This is a genomic window from Lactococcus petauri (assembly GCF_002154895.1).
Classification (GTDB): domain Bacteria; phylum Bacillota; class Bacilli; order Lactobacillales; family Streptococcaceae; genus Lactococcus; species Lactococcus petauri.
The window spans coordinates 516,475-535,239 of record NZ_MUIZ01000001.1 but is presented as its reverse complement, the minus strand read 5'-3'; the positions used below and the strand labels follow the sequence as shown (position 1 = coordinate 535,239).

Here is an 18,765-nt window from a genome sequence, read left to right as displayed (position 1 = left end):
AAAAGGCTAAACAAGTCCAACAGGAGAAAGAGAAAAAACAAGCGATTGAAAATGCAAAACAAGCAGATAAAGAATTATTGATAAAAGCTAAAGCAAGTCTTGCTGAAGCACAAAAAAATCCTAGTGCAAATAATTTAGAACTTGCGAAAAAAGCTATCTCTCAGGTAAAAGATGATAAAGCAGCTCAACAATTGACGAAAGAATTAGACGGGATTAAAAATCGTGTAAAACTTGAAACTGAAGCTAAAAAAGCAGTCGCAGATTATCAAAAAAATGCTACAAACGCAGATAAATTGAAAAAAGCACAAACTGCTGTATCAAAATTGACTTCTGATTATAGTAAAACTTTGAAAGCGAAACTGACTAAAGATATTTCAATTTCAAAAGCACAAGCGGATAAAGCCAAAAAAGCAGAAGAAGCTAAAAAATCAGCTCAGACTGCAAAAGCTGTAGATAATTCAAATCAGACAGCAAAAAGTAATGCTTCAGAAGTAAATCAATCACAAGCTGAAAATTCAGTTGTGACTGATCCTGCTCCTGTAAATAATGATACAGCTACAAATGATAATGTTAATGCTTATCAGCCTACACCTCAAACTCCACAAGCTCCTACAGGTGGTGGCAATTCAGGAAGTGGAAACACTTCTAACCCTAATCCACCAAGCACAGGTGGAGGTAATACTGTTACACCACCAATAGGCGGTGGAAATTCAGGGAATAATGGGGGTGGAACTGTAACACCTCCTCCTGCAGAGACATTTACTGGTTGGGTAAGAAATAAAGAAGGACAAATTGTTTGGTCACAGGGAGGATTTAGTTCTTTGGCTGAAGCAGGTCGTGCAGCTGCAGATTGGCTTAATGCTAATGCGACAAGTGGTGGATGGTCTGCTGGTGCGTATTAAATACAAAAAAGCGGTAGTTTCTTATGAAACTGTCGTTTTTTTATATTCAGCCCTCAATCAAGGCGTAAAAAGGATTTTAGAATGTGGGAGATAACAATTTAATAACTAATATAAAGCGTGAAAAATCACGCTTTTTTGTTTTGCGCAGAATAAAAAAGAAAAAACAGGAGAAAATGATGTCGAAATTCAAAAAGAAAAAATTACAAAAAGCTCTCACAGAAGAAAAAAATACGCGTTTCTGTATGCATAAAAGAGGGAAGCATATGGTCACAATGTCTATGCTTGTTCTAACAGTAGGTGGCTCTCTTGCAGGTCTTGCACAAGCAGATGTTTTAAATATCAGTCCATTTTCAAGCCCTGCACGTTCGATTTCACTTCCTGATAAAGGACCAGTTAACTATAAATTCTCAGGTACTGGTACGGTTAAATGGTCGAATGGGCATGAAGCTTCCGCAAACTTCATGGAAGTTAATGGTGCGACAACGTTCTGTTTAGAACCCTTTGTAGATGTCTTTAATGGTGCTTATGCGACTAAAGCAGGTCAAAATGAAGCTGTCTATAAATTATGGAATGAGATGACAGAGTATCAACGTAATCTCATTAATAACATTACTTACATTGGTGAAGTGAATAATGCGGAAGCTGATAAAAACATTAACCTTGCGACACAGTTTGCCATGTGGCTCGTTGAAGCAGGTCAAAATGAAGTTTCAGGGTTGCTTTCTAAAGTTTCAGAAGTTGACACTTCAAAATTGAATAACGTTGTTGGTGGGCATAAAATTACAGGTTTAGAGTCTACAGGTGCGGATATTAATAAGGTCATTGAACATGCGACAGTTATTCTTAAGCAAGCAGTCGCAAGCTCTAAAAATCCAGATTTTAACCCTAATCCTTTGACAGTTATTGCAGGTTCAAGTGCAACTGCCACAGATAAGGCAGGAGTTGTTGCAGGAAATGCAGGTGGCTATGGACTTCCATTTGATAATATCAATCCAAGTGAAGGATTGACTGCGACACGTAAAGGGAATAGTCTTGAGGTTTCAGCTACTCCAAAAGCAATTGGTAAAGAGGGTAGTGTAGAGCTTTGGAATAATCTCAATAGAGATTTTCAACCGAGTTACATTTACGGCACAATTAATCCAGACAGTACCGTGGGACAAACACTTTTTGCAACATCTGACCCAGCAACTTTGGGAGGGAATTTAAAAGTTAAAACTATCGGTCTTGGTGAAGCAACGCTTCTGAAACAAGATGCCGATACAGGCTCTACTGAAACACAAGGTGCTGCACATCTTGAAAATTCTGAATGGGGGCTTTTCTATAAATCGACTGGGAAGCCTGTAACTTGGAAAGATGGCAATGAAGGCTATCCAATTACTGCAGTCGCAGGCGAAAAAGTCGCAGGTGATAATATTGTCCTTCGTATGACAGATGTTTCTAAAGGGGTAAAACTTAAAAATCTGAACTTCTCAGATAAAGTTTACTGGCAAGAAACAAAAGCACCAGAAGGCTATGAGCTGTCAACGAAAAAATATGATGTTGAATTTGATGAAAAAGACAAATACAACTCAGTCACAAAAAACTATGTTGAAGAAGCCACAGCCAAAGACCGTGTGGGTAAGTTTGGAGTGGTTTGGTCAAAAGCACAAGATGTCAATGGTTCACTTACTGGATTGAATGGTGCAGTCTTTGAAGGCAAACCAATTAATGGCACAAAAGGTGAGCCTGTAAGAGTGACTTCTAAAGCAGTCACTGACCCTAGCACAGGGATTACAACCAATGGTGTCGTAGATTTCAAAGATTTACTTACTTTCGGGGATCATGAGTTTACAGAAGTTGAAACACCAGACGGCTTACAACCGATTAATCCATTTACAGTTACACACACAACTAATCGTGATAAGGACGGTAACATTACAAGTTATACGTTTGTCTTTAAAGATACAGTCACAGGTCAAATTATCTCTACAAATGATGTTGATGTGTCACACATGACAGATAACAATATCATGTTCAACTTGAACCTAGGTACGTTTACAGACAAGCCAGAAGAAAAACCAACACCAACCATTACGACTACTGCTAAGGACAAGGCAGATGGCGATAAGACCCTTGGTGTAGGTCAGGCACAAGTGACAGATATGGCTCAAATGTCAAACCTCCCTGCTTCTAAAGAACTCAACCTCAAAGGTAAAGTTGTTTACAAAGACTCAGGTAAAGAAGTAAAAGATGATAAAGGTAAATCTATTACTGCCGAAAAGAAATTTACAACGGATGAAAATGGTAGTGCCACAGTTCAGTTGGATTTCCCAGTCATTAATACGATGAAAGACCAAAACAAGGACTATACCGTCACTGAACTTGTCACAGATGAAGAAGGAAATAAGGTCGTTGAAGAAAACAACTACAAAGACAATCCTTCTCAAACGGTCAAAGTAGATGAAGCAGACGGCCATACAGAAGTTCAGGATAAGGAAATTACACCTGAAACAACAACAGTGACGGATAAATTCTTCTATGAAGGCTTGGTTAAAGGCGATACTTACACGGTTAAAATCACACAAGCTTATGACCATAACTTGAAAAAAGTAATTGATGTAGACGGTAGTTTGACCTTCAAGGCAGAAGATACTTCAGGTACTGTGGAAGTTCCTGTCAAAGTAGATGCGAAGAAATATGCAGGGCATAAGATTACCTTCTATGAGGACGCATGGCATGGTGAGAAACCAAATGAAGAAGAACCGTCACTGATCTCTCATCATAACAAAGATGATGAAAAGGAAACATTTACAGTGAAGAAACCTGAAACACCTAAAAAAGAAACACCAAAAACTCCAGACAATCCAAAGAATATTCTCCCTTCAACAGGTGAAGAAAAAGCTGTTTGGAGCTTAGTAGGTATTGGTGCAATCCTTGTAGCATTGGGAGTAGCTCGTCGTGATAAAATTAAAGCCTTCTTTAACAAAGATAAAAAATAATAAATATTGACCGTAAGAATCGGTGAAGTGGTGGGATGGTGGAGTAAAAAAATATGGAGGTAACATTTGAAAATTTATGAACTGGCAAGAGAATTGGGCGTGGATAGAGAAGCGCTCCTTTTTTTTGCTCAAAATCAAAAAATTGAAGTCAAAAGTATCGCTGCAGAGTTAACATCTGAAGAAAAAGATTTGCTACTTTTGGTTTTTGATGAAGCAGGAGGAAAATTAGAGCCTGTGATACCTGAAGAACTGATAACAACTGGTGCGACAGGTAAAGAAGGAGGGGCAGGGAAACAAAGTATTTTTAAGGGATTTTTCTCTGGTTTAAAAAAATATGAGAAAAAGCCCAAAGAACCTGAAATTCCCAAAACTAAAACAGTAAAAGAAGGTAAAGCACTGCGTATTTACCGACTCGTTGTTATCCTGATTATTGGTTTATTTGCAGGATTGGGTTACTCCGCTTACAATGCCAATGTTCAAGTTACTGATTTGACACAAAAAGTTAACGAAACTACTCAAACCTTAGGTGAAAATCAAAAAACCTTATCAAAGGAAAATGAAAAGTTATTAGAGCGTGTGAAAGTTTTAGAAAATGGAAATAAAAAGTCAGAATCCACTTCAAAAAGTACGGAGAAGAAGGCTTCAACTCCTAAAGCTAAAACACAACCCTCTCAAAATAAAAAATAGAAAGTTGGATTAAAATATGAATTTTGATGATATTAAGGCAGGATTTGTTGTTCTACTTGCTGTTATTGCAGGGATTATGATTTTTAAACATTGGAAAAATGGTGCATGGGTGGAAATCATCTCTGTTCTTGCTATTGGTGGTATTATGTGGGCGTTGTTCACAGGGAAAGATATATTTGCCATTATGTGGGACTTTATCACAGCTATCCTAAAAGTCTTTGGCGTAAATATTGCGTGATTGCCTATGGAAAAACAACATTATGATTATGCGATAGGTTTAGAAACACCTTATTGGATTCAAGAAATCAGACTGCGAGGTAAAGTCTATTGGACTTTCCAGACACCCTTATCTGTGCCTTTTTTAGGGGTTACAGCATTGAGCGCAGTTGCGGTTTTTCTTTTTATTCATCCGCTACTTCCAGTTCTTAGATACGTTCCTTTTGTACCTGTTGCTTTGTGTACAATATTACCTTGGTTTATAGGTAAATCTTATGTAGAAAAAGAGCCTGACGGTAAAAAAATGCACTACTATATTTATGGTGTGTTTCGCTTTATTAAAAATTTTGGTTTTGATAAACGTTGTATTTATGCTGTAGAACGGAGGGAAGAAGTGCAAGAAAATATTGTATTTGAAAAAGTTATGCTTTAAATAGAGCTAGAAAGAGGAATATGAAACTTAGTTACCCAATTGAACAATATAAGGAGAATTTAGTATTAACCAAAGAAAGAGAAGTAATGGCTTTTTACACGATCCCTTACTTTTCTTCTTCTCCGATTAATTTCAAGAAAAAGAAAGAAACAAAGGAAACAATAGAAAAAGTGGTAAGAAAACTTATACCTAACGTCTATTTTGAACTTTCTTTAGTATCACGTGATTTTCTTTTGGAAGAAAAAATGTCAGACCTTGCAAAAACTTTTGTATCTGAAAATAAAAAATCTGGAGAAGTTTATCTTAAAGAAATAACAGAACGTTATACAAAAGAGATGGAAATCCCTTATAAGTATTTTTGGTTGCTAGGGGTCTATATCTCTAAAGAAATGAAAGATATGTCTTTCAAAGAACTTGTGAAAAATGCAATCACAAGACAAACTGCAGCGTTGATGAACGCTTTTGGACGATATGTTCAGGTGGGAGAAGATTGGGCAGAAAATTGGTATCATGCAGAAATGGAATTGAGACAAACTCTTTCACCATTAAAACCTGTACCTTTATCTGATGACCAAACCTACTATTATCAAAAGCTGCAGTTCCTGCCTTACATTCCACATTTGTATAAGGATGTTTTAGAATCACGTACGATTAACAATATTACAGATACCATGATTTATGCGAATAATATGGGAGAGTTACAGTTTGTAAGTCCTTATGGTACAAGCTATCTCACTATATTACCTATTGGAAAGTCAAATGGACTTTTGAGCAATAATCATATTGGTGAAGTTGTGCAGTCTTTCAACTTCCCTATTGGCTTAAAAATAAAAGCCCATTTTCCTGATATGAAAAGCTCATTCGGTTATAAATCTAAAATGAGCCAAAGTTTAGTGCGTTCCAAAACGATTATGCGTGAAACTGCAAATACAGGAAACGTTATGCACGACCGTATTATTATTGGGCGTAAAGGTTTAAACGATATGGCAAAAAAAGTTCAAGCGAAAGAGCCTATTATTGAATATGGCGCTTTTTTATTTATCGCAGCTTCAAGCCGTGAACAATTAAGAAGTCGTGTAAAAACAGCCATCAGTGCGTTTGAAAATAAATTTGTATTGGAACGAGCACGTATGGATCAAGCTTATCTTTTCCAATCGTTACTTTATGGCGCAAAATTAGACCGAACGACACGTTTTTGGTATCACTCTTCAGATTCTGCAGGTTTTTCTCAACACTTACCTTTTACGACAACAAAAAGTGGGTCGGATTCAGGTTTTCCTTTAGGACGAGTAGATACAAATTATCACAAGTGGAAAGATTTAAACCAAGCTATTCATGCTTCAAGAAATATTGTCCTCTATAACCCTATGCTTGCCAATAAAGAGGGGATTGCAGGAAAGGTGACTAAAAATCTTTTAACGACAATCACAGGTATGACAGGTTCTGGGAAGACAATTCTTGCACAAAATCAATTCTTACAAAATGTACACTCTAAAATTAAGACACTTTATATTGACCCTAAACACAACATTAGGGCACAGTGGCTGAGTGTATCGCAAAATCCAGTATGGCGTAAGAAAAATCCAGAACTGGCAGCGGTAATTGATAGCATTAACTTTGTAACACTTGATTATCAAAAACCAGAAAATGAAGGTGTTCTTGACCCTATCGTGTTTTTGAATCCAGAAGATGCTTTGACAGTGGCTAAAACCATGCTTAAGTATTTAGGAGAGGGTACTTGGAAGAAAGAAGAAACAACAGCTATTTCTAAAGCTGTAAAGGCAGTTGTGAAACGTAAAATTGAAGGTAAAACAGTTGGCTTTATGCACGTGATTGATATTTTGAGAGATTCAAAAAATGAAGCTGTACAAGCTGCAGGGGAATATCTTTTTGAAGCAGTCGAAGGTTCTATTTTATCTTTAGCTTTTTCTTACGGTAATGTTGAAGGGATTTCTTTTGAAGAACATGCCACACTTTTAGAAATTGCGGACTTAGAACTTCCTGAATCAGGTTCAGATGATGAACTTTCAGAAGAAGAACGTAATTCTGTTGCTTTGATGATGGCTTTAGGTACATTCTGTAAACGATTTGGTTCAATGAATGACCAAGAAGAAACGGTTGAATTTATGGATGAAGTTTGGGTGATTATGACTTCAAAGGAAGGAAAACGAATCATCAAGTCTATGAAACGTGTCGGTCGTTCCCAGAATAATAAGCTCGTTCTTATTTCACAGTCGGTCAATGATGTGAAAGATTCGAACGATACCACAGGCGCAGGTGAACGTTTTTGTTTCTATGAGGATGGAGAAGAAGAACAAATTCTACGTATCTTGAAACTAGAAGTCAGTGAAACCAATATCCAATGGATTCGGAACATGAATCAAGGACAATGTGTATATTTAGACGTCTTTGGCAATATCAACCGTATTTCAATTGAAATCCCTGAAGCGTGGTTAGAATTATTTGCGCCTAATAATGATTCAGAACAATCTCAGTTAGAAAAACAATACCAAAAACGTTAGGAGGTGAAATTATGAATTTTAGTGTCTTATATAAAAGCATAATGAACTATGGAATTTATCATGAAACTGTACATGGTAAAATCGTTGAACCAGTTCCTATGTTTTGGAATTTCATCTCAGGTATAATCATTGGTATGCCGTTTCAGCTTTTCCAAATTCAGGCGCTTATTGTTAGCTTTCTTACAAATCTTCTTAACATTTCGGGATCCTTGAAATCTGTTCAAGTCACTATGATAAACAATGCTAAAACAATCTTTCTAGGGTTTATTGGTGGTTCAAATGGAACAATAGCACAGGCTTCAGGAGCAGGGATGTTACTAGCGATTACAGGTTTTTATCTGTTTTACCAATACACTAATGGTAAGGGCAATTTTATGCGGTCGTTCATTCATCTGATGGCAGTTGTTGCGACTATGTTTTTCTTTTTTGGAAATTTTACAGTAAGAACGCCAAATGGACAGTTTAAAACTGAAATGGGTGGACAAATCCTATTTGACACAGTAACCAGTGTTGCGGATACAGCTAAAAAAGAGATTAACAATGGTATGACTGGATTTTCGAATGCGGAACAGTCAGGTGATTTTATTGAGAATTATGTGGTTAAACCAACCGCAAACTTTATTAATACAGGTAATCCTGCCGGTGTAGTCGATTCTGAAACAGGAAAAACATTTGACTATGATAAAGCAAAAGGCAGCGGAGGGCAAGACTATGTAGATAAGCTTGCAAAGGGTGCGAAAGGTAATCCCTACCTTAAAAATGATGGCAAACAACTTGGTTTTCAAATTGCTGCAGGCGTTATGGGTGGTATGAATTTATGGATATATTCTGTTCCTATAATTGCAGTAAATTCTACTATATCGGCTCTTTCTCTTTTAGTTTGTGTGTTTATTATCCTGATACCATTGAGCGCTTTATTGAGCTTTATTTCGTGGTTTAGAAATGCCTTCTTTACGACAATAAAAACAACGCTTGGTTTATTGGTTGCACCGTCTATTTTAAGTGTTATGCTTGGCTTTCTCTTCTTCCTAATGACACAAATTGATTATGGAGTGTTAAGTTTGATTATCGGTAAACCGCAAACAAATTTAGAAGCTGCAGTATCAGGATTAGGAAGTATTGAGTTCCTTATATTTTTACCAGTAGTTTTTATCTTGAAAATAGTATTCATGATTGTATTATGGAAAAATCGTTCAGGGATTTCTCAAAAGATTTCAGGTACGAATATGGCTGCAGGAAATGCGGAATTTTCTCAGATGAAGATGGAGTGGGAGCAGTTTAAACGTGGTTTCAAAAAGAATGCTGAGGGCGGTGCTAAAATAGCAACTGGTGTTGCGACGGAAAATCCAGCTCTTATTGTTGATGGAGCTTCAATGGTTGCGCCTAATATGACGAATGGCTTTAATCGTTTCCAAGATATGAAAGAGCAACGTTCTGAAGAAGTATCCGAACCAGAAATTGAAGAAAACAAAGAAGAAACTTCAGAAAATATGCAAGTGGATGAAATTCCTTCAGAAGAAAGTCAAGAGATTGAAGTGTCCTCTGAAGCAGAAATGTTCCCAGATGAAGTGGATAGTTTAGAACCAGAGCATACAGAAAACTTTATTTCTGAAGAGAATCAAACCATTGAAACGCTTGAAACAGAAGAAACAGATGAACCAGTGGATGTTCAGAATTTACAAGATGATTCCCTTGTTGAAACATCATTTGCGATGGAAGAAACACCTGTTAATGATGAGGTAGTGATTGATGAAAAAGATTTAATCAGTTGGGAAGAAGCGAGCCATGATCTCCAAGAAGTGAGGGTATAGCATGAAGAAAATAGGGTTACTTATTGCAGGAGTTCTTACTTCTGCATTTATTTTCTTTGGACTGATACTAGTATTGTTTAGTTCAATGTTAAGTATTGGAAGTCAAGAAGAGCTACCTGATATTTCTGGAAATGGTACACCACCAGTCACAGGTCAAGCCCTTGAAGTGGCGACAAAAACGTATCAGCACTTGATGAAAGAACACAAGTTTACTTCGGCAGGTGCTTCAGGTGCGCTTGCGGTTGGTCAGCGTGAAAGTATGTTTGACCCACAAGCTATCAATCCTGCAGGAGGTGTTGCAGGTCTTTTTCAATGGTCTGGATGGGGGAGCTTTATTAATGGAGACCGAATTCATTCAGAAGGTTCAATTCAAGGGATGGACTTGTCTACATTGACACTTGAGAATGAATTTAAACTTATGGATAAAGAGCTAAATGGTTCTTATTCAAAAGTAAAAACTTTGTTAAGTAAAACCAAAGACCCTGTACAGGCAGCCAAAGATTGGTCGCTTTACTATGAAGGTGTTAGCCTATCAGATGGGCAAACAAATTTGGAGATGATTTCCCAGTTAGCGAATCAATGGTATGCCTACTTTAATGGTTCAGCTTCTTCAGGAGGAGATATAAAGCTCCTTAACGATGTACTTGGTCAAAAGGTAGGTACAGGACAATGTTATGCTTTATCGGATTACTATGTGAATAGTATTAGCGGTTTTCATCTTCAAGGGTTGTGTGCCTTTAATATTGGTTCAGACAATTTTAGTGCATTTACATCTCACGGTTGGAAGGTCATTATGAAACCAAAAGCGAGTGAGCTTGTAGCAGGTGCGGTTGTCAATTGGGGCTTTGGACCAGTTGCAGGTTCGGCCAGGGAGAATCCTTATGGTCATACTGGTGTCATCAGTACAGTAAAAGGAAATAGTTTTACAACCTATGAGCAAAATGTAGGTGGTGTACAAATTGTTCAGAAAATGGATAGAACATGGGATGACAGTATCACAAGTATTGCCATACCACCACAAGGAGATAAAAAGTGAAAAAAGTAAATTTATTAATATTTGGAGTTTCTTCATTATTGTTACTTTCAGCTTGTAGCAATGATGAAATTGTTAAGCCAGATAAAGTAGAAGTTTCATCTTCACAACAAATAAAAAAATCATCTTCAGATGAAAAAGTGGAATCGAATAAGCCTTCCAAAAGTACATCAAATTCTGAAGATAAATTTGAAGCAGCAAAAGCAAAAGATGTAGTCGGAGAATTTCTTGACAGCTATTACAATTATGATTCAGAAAACAAGCGTAATGAATTGACGAAAGTTTTTTGCACTTCAGAGGTTCAGAAGAAGCTGCACTTAGTTAAAGTGGAAAAAGAACTAAAAATGGAATCATCCATCATTTCTTCAGATGTTTATGAGGGAGACGAAGGACAATATTTAGCTTTGGTTACTTATTCACTTAATGGTAATCAAGTGACACCACAGGTATTAAAAATAAATGTGGAGCAAAAAAGCAATCAGTACTTAATCTCTAGTGTTGATTTTCCATTAATGAGTTGAGGAGGATATTTTGAGTACAAATAGAATAAGAGATGAATCATGAGGTTCATTTCATATAAAAATTAAGAAGTAAAGACTTGTCGTGGAACAAGTCTTTTTTTGTTTTAAAGGAGAAGATATGGAAACACCAAAAATATATATTGTAAACTTAAGTAGCTACAATAATGGTAATACAAAGGGCAAGTGGTACGAACTGCCAGTTGATATGGGAAGAGTTGAACGAGAATTGCAACTTGATCCAGAGCATGGGGAAGAATATGCAATTCATGATTTCGAAAATTTTTATGGATTTTCAGTAGGCGAATACTCTTCTATTAGTGAACTTAATGATTATGCGGAAAAACTAGAAGAAATCTCAGATTTAGACCATCTCAAAGAATTTCTGGAAATATATTCAATAGATGATATTATTTCTTGTAAAGATGACTTGGAATTTGTAGAAGCTGAAGATGATGAAGATTTAGCAGCAGAATTGGTTGCACAAATGGGAGGGGTAGAAACTCTAAGCCAAGCAACTTTAGAACAGTATTTCAACTATGCAGCTTATGGTCGTGATTTGGCAATAAGTGATTATTCTCAAACATCACATGGCTATGTACGTAACATTTAAGAAATTAGTTTAGGCAGTGATAATTGCTGCAATGTAAAAATAAAATCGGTGAATATTAAGGGCGAGAGAAATCTTGTCCTTATTTTTTTATTATGGTCAATTATTGAATTGTGATTAATGGAGGGAATATGTTAGTAGATTTAAAAACAAAATACCAGCTTGCGACTATTTTTCAATGGTCTGTAAAAACGGTAGAGAAACATTTAACTGAAATGTCAAGAACAGAATATTCAAAGTATATCTTAGAGCCAAGCCGGGATTTACGGCGGATTAGTTTATCTGGATATTATCAGTTCATGAAATATAAAGAAAAGCAAAACAAGAAAATGTTATAATAAGTACGCACACATTTTCTTGCTTGCAAGCAAGGAGAAAAATGTTTTATAAAAAATTATCAAGTGGAAAATACCGCTATTTTGAAAAATACTTTGATAAAAATCAAGGAAAATGGCGACAAGTTACAGTAACAATGAACTCAAAAAGCCGAGCTTCTCAAGCGGAAGCAAAAAACAGACTTTCTCAAAAAATCGAAAAAAAATTAAAAGAAAGACTGGAAGAAAAAGAAATGTTCAAAGAAAAACAGGAACTTACAGTTCAAGAAGTTTTTAATGAATGGCGTATTATTCGTGATGAAGAGTTAAAATTTTCTTCTATTAATGTGGAAAAAAATGCCTTTAAAAAATTTTTGAGAGAGTTTGGCACAGAAAAAATTTCAAAAATTACTGGTATGCAAATTCAAAATTTTATTTTAAAGCAAAATTTAGCCCCCACTACACGCATATTACGAAAAACATACTATAATTTGTTGTTCTCTTATGCAAAGAAAGTTGCATATAGGAACGATAATCCAATGGATAATGTGGTTTTACCAAGAATAAAATTATCTTATGAACAGATTATGAAGAAACAAAATAAATTTTTAGAACGTGAAGAAATTAGAAAAGTTCTTGATTTTTTATATAAAAATAAAGTACATTTTAGGAAAGCTTTGATTTATGAGTTCCTGTTTTTAACAGGACTTCGTACAGGAGAATTATTGGCTTTACGTTGGGAAGATTTTAATCCGGAAAAACAACTTATTCAGGTTAAGCATACTTTAAATACGAATGGGGTATCAGCGAAGAAGCGACAATTATTGTCTCCAAAGACAGGTCATTCATACAGAAGTGTGAGTTTAAATAACAGAGCATTAGAAATCATCAATATTTTAGCTGACCATTGTAAAGATGAAGAATTTATCTTTGTGGGAAATCAAGGACAAACATTAGACAGAAATACATTGTCAGTTGTATTTAAAGAAGCTTGTACGAATGTTTTAGGTGAAAGACATTATACATTACATATGCTTAGACATTCTCATATATCTCTATTGGTTGAAATGAATGTCCCGATTAAAGCAATAATGGAACGTGTAGGACATTCGAATGAAAAGATGATTTTACAGGTATATAGTCATGTTACAAAGAATATGCAAGAAAATTTACTTCTGAAAATGAACGAGATAGTATTTTAAAAACTAACCAAAAACTAACCAAAATTAAAAGGAGTAGGTAGGGATAGAGAGCAAATATTGATTCAAAAAAACAAAAAAAACATCAATATTAACGACTATAGGTACATGGAGAAGTCAGGAGGCATAAGGGGTTATGCGGACTTGTAAAATGTAATTATAGCAAAATATTTGTCTTTTGGATTATTACAGTTAAAATGGTATCTTATTGTAGAGTTTGCGATTAGTTTCTTTACTTTCAAATTTTAATAACAGCAATAAAAATAGCTCTTTATTTTTGCTTAAGTCGTATAAAAAGTATAAACGAGGAGAAAAGATGTTTTTTGATAATCAAGAAAAGAAAAAATATAATGCCTTATATTGTGCAAGGAAGGACCCGTTATGAAGACATTGCTTATTACAGGTTACACAGCTTTTGATTTAGGGATTTTTGATGAGAAGGATATCAAAATCAAAATTATCAAAAAAGCCTTTAAAAGAAGATTGGAAGCGTATCTGGACAAAGGATTGAAATGGGTTATTTTCACGGGTAATTTAGGCTTTGAATATTGGGCATTACAAGTTTCTAAAGAATTACAAACAGAATACGAGTTCCATATTGCAAGTATTTTTCCCTTTGAAACGCAGGGAAAAAACTGGAACGAGGCGAATCAAGCAAAATTGCGTGAATTTAAAGATGTAGATTATGTTAAATATGCTTACGAAGATTACGAAAATCCAAGTCAATTTCGTCAGTATAACGATTTTTTGCTCGAAAATTCAGATGGTTCTTTAGTTTTATATGACGAAGAAAACGAAACTAAGCTCCATTTTATTACGGATAGGATGCAAAAGACATCAAATTATAATATGGAATTGATTAGATTTGAAGATTTACAAGAAATTTGTGACGATATGAACAATATGTAACATAGACACAAATTCTTACACAATAGTAAAAAAACGCACTTTTTTTAATCTATAATTTTTGGTATAATAAGTAACAAATAATAGCGCTGCTCAAGTTTAATAATTGGTTACAGCCTAGATAGAATGGGGAAAGAAAGTGGTTGATTTATACTTATCGCCTTCATGTACAAGTTGCCGTAAGGCACGTGCATGGTTGGACAAACACAGTGTCCCTTATACGGAGCACAACATTTTGACACAGCCGATGACAAATGATGACTTACGTAAAATTTTGTCAAAAACAGAAAACGGAACGGAAGATATTATTTCAATTCGGTCAAAAATATTTCAAAAGCTTGCTTTGGATCTTGATGAGTTGACCATTAACGAGTTGATTAATCTTGTAACAGAGTATCCAAACCTTTTACGTCGTCCGATTATCACAGATGATCGTTTGTTACAAATTGGTTTTAATGAAGACGAGATTCGTGCTTTCTTACCTCGTCATTATCGTCGTGCGGAAATGAAACGTGCCGTAAACGACTTCTAAATGAATAAGGAGAGTGGAAATAATGAAAGCTAATTATCAATATCCACTTGATTTAAGTTGGAGTACTGCTGAAATGACTGCAGTGCTCTCTTTTTTCAATCAAGTGGAAAATTTTTATGAGAGTAAAGTGAACAAAGAAGAATTCTTGGAGGCTTATAAAATATTCAAGAAGATTGTACCTTCCAAGATGCAAGAAAAACAGCTGGGGCGAGAATTCGAAGAAAACAGTGGTTATTCGCTTTATCGTGCCGTCAAGGAGGTACAAGCGAGTGAAAGACAATTTGTTCGCTTTGAAAAAGCTTAAACAAGCAAAAACTTGGGTGAGAGAAGCCGGAGCTTTTCTTCGTGATAATATTCATCAAACTTTGGAAGTTTCGCAAAAAAGTAATTTTAGTGATTTGGTGACAAATTTTGATCAGCAGGTTCAAGAAATCATCATTGAAGAAATTAGGAAGAATTATCCTCAGGATAAAATTCTAGCCGAAGAAGCCGGACGAAATACAGCAGCTTTTGACCGTAGTCAAGACAATTTTTGGATTTTAGATCCTATTGATGGTACGATAAATTTCGTGGTGCAGCAGGATAACTTTGCTGTGATGCTGGCTTATTATGAAAAAGGTCAGCCCCAATTTGGATTAATTCTTGATGTAATGGCGGACAAACTTTATTGGAATAACGCGCAAGAAGTATTTTGCAACGATAGAAAACTTTCCTATAAACCGCAAGCATTTGAAAAAAGTCTACTTTCAATCAATTCAATGATTTATCGTAAAAACTTATATAAACTAACGGACTTTAGTTTAACTACTTTAGGAGTAAGGATGTTAGGCAGTGCAGGAATGGCCTATGCGGACCTTCTTGAAGGAAAAACTGTCGCTTATTTTAGCCTTTTACAACCTTGGGATTATGCCGCAGGAGGTATTTTGACCGAAAAACTCGGTTTTGTGACCAAAACCTTTGAGGGAGCAAAACCCAATCTTATAGACCGTCAGTACGTTTATAGCCTGCCTGCACATTTAGTTGAACAACTAATACAAAGGACAGACATAATCCTGTAAAGTTGACGAAAAGATTCATTGTGCTATAATTTAGGGTGTCTTTCAGAATAAAGAAATTATAGGAATGTATAAATGGATAAAATAATTGTCAAGGGTGGAAATACCCGCCTTAAAGGAACTGTAGAAATTGAAGGAGCAAAAAATGCTGTTTTGCCTTTGCTTGCAGCGACACTTTTGCCAAGCGAGGGAGAAATTATTCTTCGTAATGTTCCTATCTTGAGCGATGTTTACATGATGAACAATTTAGTGGATCATCTTGGAGTGGACTTAGAGTTTTCAGAAGAAAGCAAGACGGTTCACGCACAAGCAGCTACTAAAGTAAAAACAAAAGCACCCTACGAATTTGTAAGTAAAATGCGTGCCTCTATCGTTGTAATGGGTCCAATTTTAGCTCGAAACGGGCATGCTCGTGTCTCAATGCCCGGCGGTTGCTCAATTGGTTCACGTCCTATCGATCTCCACTTGCGTGGCTTTGAATTGATGGGGGCGGAAATTACTCAAGAAGCGGGTTACATTGAAGCTAAGGCTGAAAAGCTACGAGGTGCACATATCTATTTGGACTTCCCATCAGTAGGTGCCACACAAAACTTGATGATGGCTGCAACTCTTGCAGAAGGAACAACAACTTTAGAAAATGCAGCACGCGAGCCTGAAATTGTTGACCTTGCAAATTGGCTCAATAAGATGGGTGCAAATGTCAAAGGTGCTGGTACAGATACAATTATTATCAAAGGTGTTGAAAAAATGCATGGTGCTAACCACGCAGTCGTACAAGACCGTATCGAAGCTGGAACCTTCATGGTAGCAGCGGCAATGACACAAGGCGATGTGTTAATCAAAGATGCGGTTCGTGAGCACAATCGTCCCTTAATTTCTAAATTGATTGAGATGGGTGTGGAGTTTGTCCAAGAAGATGAAGGACTTCGTGTTCTTGGTCCTGAAATCTTAAAAGCAACAAATGTAAAAACTTTACCACATCCTGGTTTCCCAACAGACATGCAATCGCAAATGACTGCGGCTCAAGCTATCGCTAAGGGTGAATCAACAATGATTGAAACGGTTTTTGAAAATCGTTTCCAACATTTAGAAGAAATGCGTCGTATGGGCTTAACTGTCGATATTACACGTAACACAGCCATCATCCAAGGCACACGAAAATTACAAGGTGCACAAGTTAAATCAACAGATTTACGTGCAAGTGCAGCATTAATTTTGCTTGGTATGGTTGCGCAAGGTCAAACTACAGTACGTAAATTAAGTCACCTTGATCGTGGTTATTACCGCTTCCATGAAAAATTAAAATCACTTGGAGCAGATATTGAACGTGTTCCAGAACTTGAGGAAATTGATGATTAAAAAAACGATTAAAGTATTAGGCGTTCGCCTTTCATTAGTCTTTTTAGTTCTTGTACTTGTCCTTATAGCAGGTGCAGCGGGCTTGATGTTAGGCTATGGTGTACTAGGCGGCGGACAAGCGTCCCGTGTTTTTAGTGGCGACCTATGGCAAGAAGTCATGCAACGTTTAAATCCATAAAAGTTTGCTTTTGCAAGCTTTTTTTTTGATTTAAACTCAAAGAAAAGCGCGAAAAATAATTGTTCAAAAAGTTGAATTCACTCAGTTTTTATGCTATTCTAGAAAGGTATGAAATTTCTGAGCTCAAGGCTCATAAATAAGGAGAAATAATTAATGACTGCAAGTTTTGAAAAAACTGGTGTTAACACTGGTACACTCTCATTTTCAATCGACCAAGAAACAATCAAAAACGGTCTTGACAAAGCTTTCAATAAAGTAAAAGGTAATATCTCAGTGCCTGGTTTCCGTAAAGGTAAAATCAGCCGTCAAATGTTTAACCGCATGTATGGTGAAGAAGCTCTTTTCGAAGAAGCTTTGAATGCCGTATTGCCAACTGCTTATGATGCAGCTGTAAAAGAAGCAGGTATCGAACCTGTTGCTCAACCAAAAATTGATGTCACTAAAATGGAAAAAGGTTCTGACTGGGAATTGACAGCTGAAGTAACTGTTAAACCTGAAGTAGAACTTGGTGACTACAAAAACTTGGAAGTTTCAGTAGAAGCAACTAAAGATGTTGCTGATGAAGAAGTTGAAGCACGTTTGACACAAGAACAAAACAACCTTGCTGAATTGACTGTTAAAGAAGGTAAAGCTGAAAACGGAGATACAGTAGTTATCGACTTTGTTGGTTCTATCGATGGTGTTGAATTTGAAGGCGGAAAAGGTGCGAACCACAGTTTAGAACTTGGTTCAGGTCAATTTATCCCTGGCTTTGAAGAACAACTTGTTGGCACTTCAGCTGGTGAAGAAATCGACGTGAAAGTAACTTTCCCAGAAGACTACCAAGCTACAGATCTTGCAGGTAAAGAAGCAGTATTCGCAACTAAAGTTAACGAAGTTAAAGCAAAAGAAGTTCCAGAACTTGATGATGAATTAGCAAAAGATATTGACGAAGAAGTTGAAACTTTGGATGAGCTCAAAGCTAAATTCCGTAAAGAACTTGAAGATGCTAAAGCTGAAGCTTATAACGATGCTGTTGAAACTGCAGCTATCGAAACAGCTGTAGCAAATGCTGAAATCAAAGAAATTCCTGAAGAAATGATTCACGAAGAAGTTCACCGCGCAATGAACGAATTCCTTGGTGGAATGCAACAACAAGGTATCTCTCCAGAAATGTACTTCCAAATCACAGGTACTACTGAAGAGCAATTGCACGAACAATACCAAGAAGATGCTGGTAAACGTGTGCGTACAAACCTTGTTATTGAAGCAATTGCTAAAGCAGAAAACTTCGAAACTACAGATGAAGAAGTTAAAGCTGAGATTGCTGACTTGGCTGCACAATATAACATGCCTGTTGAACAAGTGGAAAAACTTCTTCCAGTTGACATGCTCCAACACGATATCGCAATGAAGAAAGCTGTTGAAGCAATCACAGATTCAGTTAAAGTTAAATAATTATTTTATATAAAAATAAAAACTCATAGCCTTTGGTGCTGTGAGTTTTTTTATTTTCTTTAAAAAAAACAAAGA

19 protein-coding genes are annotated in these 18,765 nt (G+C 36.2%); all 19 read left to right on the top strand.

Translation table 11 applies throughout. The features are described from left to right. Positions 1-902 (top strand): hypothetical protein (locus tag BZZ03_RS02705; RefSeq protein ID WP_086582378.1); only part of this gene is annotated, 902 nt, incomplete at its 5' end. Between the two features lie 176 nt (positions 903-1,078). After that, a complete protein-coding gene (locus BZZ03_RS02700; protein ID WP_086582377.1) occupies positions 1,079-3,880 on the top strand; it encodes a VaFE repeat-containing surface-anchored protein in 2,802 nt (933 codons plus the stop codon). A gap of 66 nt (positions 3,881-3,946) precedes the next feature. Next, on the top strand, positions 3,947-4,567 hold the full coding sequence (locus BZZ03_RS02695) for a hypothetical protein (protein ID WP_086582376.1): 621 nt from the start codon (positions 3,947-3,949) through the stop codon (positions 4,565-4,567). A gap of 16 nt (positions 4,568-4,583) precedes the next feature. After that, positions 4,584-4,805 carry a hypothetical protein gene (locus tag BZZ03_RS02690; RefSeq protein ID WP_014025126.1) on the top strand — a complete coding sequence of 74 codons (222 nt, stop codon included), beginning with the start codon at positions 4,584-4,586 and terminating at the stop codon, positions 4,803-4,805. 6 nt (positions 4,806-4,811) lie between these two features. Then, positions 4,812-5,216: a conjugal transfer protein gene (locus BZZ03_RS02685; protein WP_086582374.1), complete on the top strand. Its 405-nt coding sequence runs from the start codon at positions 4,812-4,814 to the stop codon at positions 5,214-5,216. A gap of 20 nt (positions 5,217-5,236) precedes the next feature. Then, positions 5,237-7,738 carry an ATP-binding protein gene (locus BZZ03_RS02680; protein WP_086582373.1) on the top strand — a complete coding sequence of 834 codons (2,502 nt, stop codon included), beginning with the start codon at positions 5,237-5,239 and terminating at the stop codon, positions 7,736-7,738. Positions 7,739-7,779: 41 nt separating this feature from the next. Then, a complete protein-coding gene (locus BZZ03_RS02675; RefSeq protein ID WP_233128944.1) occupies positions 7,780-9,549 on the top strand; it encodes a hypothetical protein in 1,770 nt (589 codons plus the stop codon). Between the two features lies 1 nt (position 9,550). Beyond that, complete coding sequence (locus tag BZZ03_RS02665) at positions 9,551-10,585, top strand: phage tail tip lysozyme (protein WP_086582372.1); 1,035 nt, start codon at positions 9,551-9,553, stop codon at positions 10,583-10,585. Next, the gene (locus BZZ03_RS02660; RefSeq protein ID WP_086582371.1) at positions 10,582-11,103 is read left to right on the top strand and encodes an EF0163 family protein; all 522 of its coding nucleotides are present in this window, start codon (positions 10,582-10,584) and stop codon (positions 11,101-11,103) included. The genes BZZ03_RS02665 and BZZ03_RS02660 overlap by 4 nt, the downstream gene beginning before the upstream one ends. 118 nt (positions 11,104-11,221) lie before the next feature. Then, a complete protein-coding gene (locus BZZ03_RS02655; RefSeq protein WP_086582370.1) occupies positions 11,222-11,713 on the top strand; it encodes an antirestriction protein ArdA in 492 nt (163 codons plus the stop codon). A gap of 128 nt (positions 11,714-11,841) precedes the next feature. Then, entirely contained in the window at positions 11,842-12,048 is a 207-nt protein-coding gene (locus BZZ03_RS02650; RefSeq protein ID WP_003135183.1) for a hypothetical protein, read from the top strand. Positions 12,049-12,089: 41 nt separating this feature from the next. Beyond that, positions 12,090-13,226, top strand: coding sequence for a tyrosine-type recombinase/integrase (locus BZZ03_RS02645; RefSeq protein WP_086582368.1), 1,137 nt, complete (start codon positions 12,090-12,092; stop codon positions 13,224-13,226). Positions 13,227-13,604: 378 nt separating this feature from the next. Continuing rightward, the gene (locus tag BZZ03_RS02640; RefSeq protein WP_029345876.1) at positions 13,605-14,132 is read left to right on the top strand and encodes an SLOG family protein; all 528 of its coding nucleotides are present in this window, start codon (positions 13,605-13,607) and stop codon (positions 14,130-14,132) included. A 136-nt stretch (positions 14,133-14,268) separates the two neighbouring features. After that, positions 14,269-14,661 (top strand): transcriptional regulator Spx, encoded by a 393-nt coding sequence (spx, locus tag BZZ03_RS02635; RefSeq protein WP_003133982.1) that lies wholly within the window; start codon positions 14,269-14,271, stop codon positions 14,659-14,661. A gap of 22 nt (positions 14,662-14,683) precedes the next feature. Then, positions 14,684-14,965 carry a UPF0223 family protein gene (locus BZZ03_RS02630; RefSeq protein WP_086582367.1) on the top strand — a complete coding sequence of 94 codons (282 nt, stop codon included), beginning with the start codon at positions 14,684-14,686 and terminating at the stop codon, positions 14,963-14,965. Further along, positions 14,931-15,719 carry an inositol monophosphatase family protein gene (locus BZZ03_RS02625; RefSeq protein ID WP_086582365.1) on the top strand — a complete coding sequence of 263 codons (789 nt, stop codon included), beginning with the start codon at positions 14,931-14,933 and terminating at the stop codon, positions 15,717-15,719. The genes BZZ03_RS02630 and BZZ03_RS02625 overlap by 35 nt, the downstream gene beginning before the upstream one ends. Positions 15,720-15,791: 72 nt before the next feature. Then, a complete protein-coding gene (gene murA / locus BZZ03_RS02620; RefSeq protein ID WP_086582364.1) occupies positions 15,792-17,075 on the top strand; it encodes a UDP-N-acetylglucosamine 1-carboxyvinyltransferase in 1,284 nt (427 codons plus the stop codon). Then, positions 17,068-17,253, top strand: a complete 186-nt coding sequence (locus BZZ03_RS02615) for a DNA-directed RNA polymerase subunit beta (protein ID WP_017370713.1) — start codon at positions 17,068-17,070, stop codon at positions 17,251-17,253. The genes murA and BZZ03_RS02615 overlap by 8 nt, the downstream gene beginning before the upstream one ends. A gap of 153 nt (positions 17,254-17,406) precedes the next feature. Beyond that, positions 17,407-18,690 carry a trigger factor gene (tig, locus tag BZZ03_RS02610; protein WP_019292627.1) on the top strand — a complete coding sequence of 428 codons (1,284 nt, stop codon included), beginning with the start codon at positions 17,407-17,409 and terminating at the stop codon, positions 18,688-18,690. Positions 18,691-18,765 lie beyond the last annotated feature (75 nt).

Bases quoted from the DNA above. Each gene is read 5' to 3' on its own strand.
- BZZ03_RS02700 (WP_086582377.1), top strand. From the start codon at position 1,079: ATGTCGAAATTCAAAAAGAAAAAATTACAAAAAGCTCTCACAGAAGAA.
- BZZ03_RS02690 (WP_014025126.1), top strand. From the start codon at position 4,584: ATGAATTTTGATGATATTAAGGCAGGATTTGTTGTTCTACTTGCTGTT.
- BZZ03_RS02685 (WP_086582374.1), top strand. From the start codon at position 4,812: ATGGAAAAACAACATTATGATTATGCGATAGGTTTAGAAACACCTTAT.
- BZZ03_RS02680 (WP_086582373.1), top strand. From the start codon at position 5,237: ATGAAACTTAGTTACCCAATTGAACAATATAAGGAGAATTTAGTATTA.
- BZZ03_RS02675 (WP_233128944.1), top strand. From the start codon at position 7,780: ATGAACTATGGAATTTATCATGAAACTGTACATGGTAAAATCGTTGAA.
- BZZ03_RS02665 (WP_086582372.1), top strand. From the start codon at position 9,551: ATGAAGAAAATAGGGTTACTTATTGCAGGAGTTCTTACTTCTGCATTT.
- BZZ03_RS02655 (WP_086582370.1), top strand. From the start codon at position 11,222: ATGGAAACACCAAAAATATATATTGTAAACTTAAGTAGCTACAATAAT.
- BZZ03_RS02650 (WP_003135183.1), top strand. From the start codon at position 11,842: ATGTTAGTAGATTTAAAAACAAAATACCAGCTTGCGACTATTTTTCAA.
- BZZ03_RS02645 (WP_086582368.1), top strand. From the start codon at position 12,090: ATGTTTTATAAAAAATTATCAAGTGGAAAATACCGCTATTTTGAAAAA.
- BZZ03_RS02640 (WP_029345876.1), top strand. From the start codon at position 13,605: ATGAAGACATTGCTTATTACAGGTTACACAGCTTTTGATTTAGGGATT.
- BZZ03_RS02630 (WP_086582367.1), top strand. From the start codon at position 14,684: ATGAAAGCTAATTATCAATATCCACTTGATTTAAGTTGGAGTACTGCT.
- murA (WP_086582364.1), top strand. From the start codon at position 15,792: ATGGATAAAATAATTGTCAAGGGTGGAAATACCCGCCTTAAAGGAACT.
- BZZ03_RS02615 (WP_017370713.1), top strand. From the start codon at position 17,068: ATGATTAAAAAAACGATTAAAGTATTAGGCGTTCGCCTTTCATTAGTC.
- tig (WP_019292627.1), top strand. From the start codon at position 17,407: ATGACTGCAAGTTTTGAAAAAACTGGTGTTAACACTGGTACACTCTCA.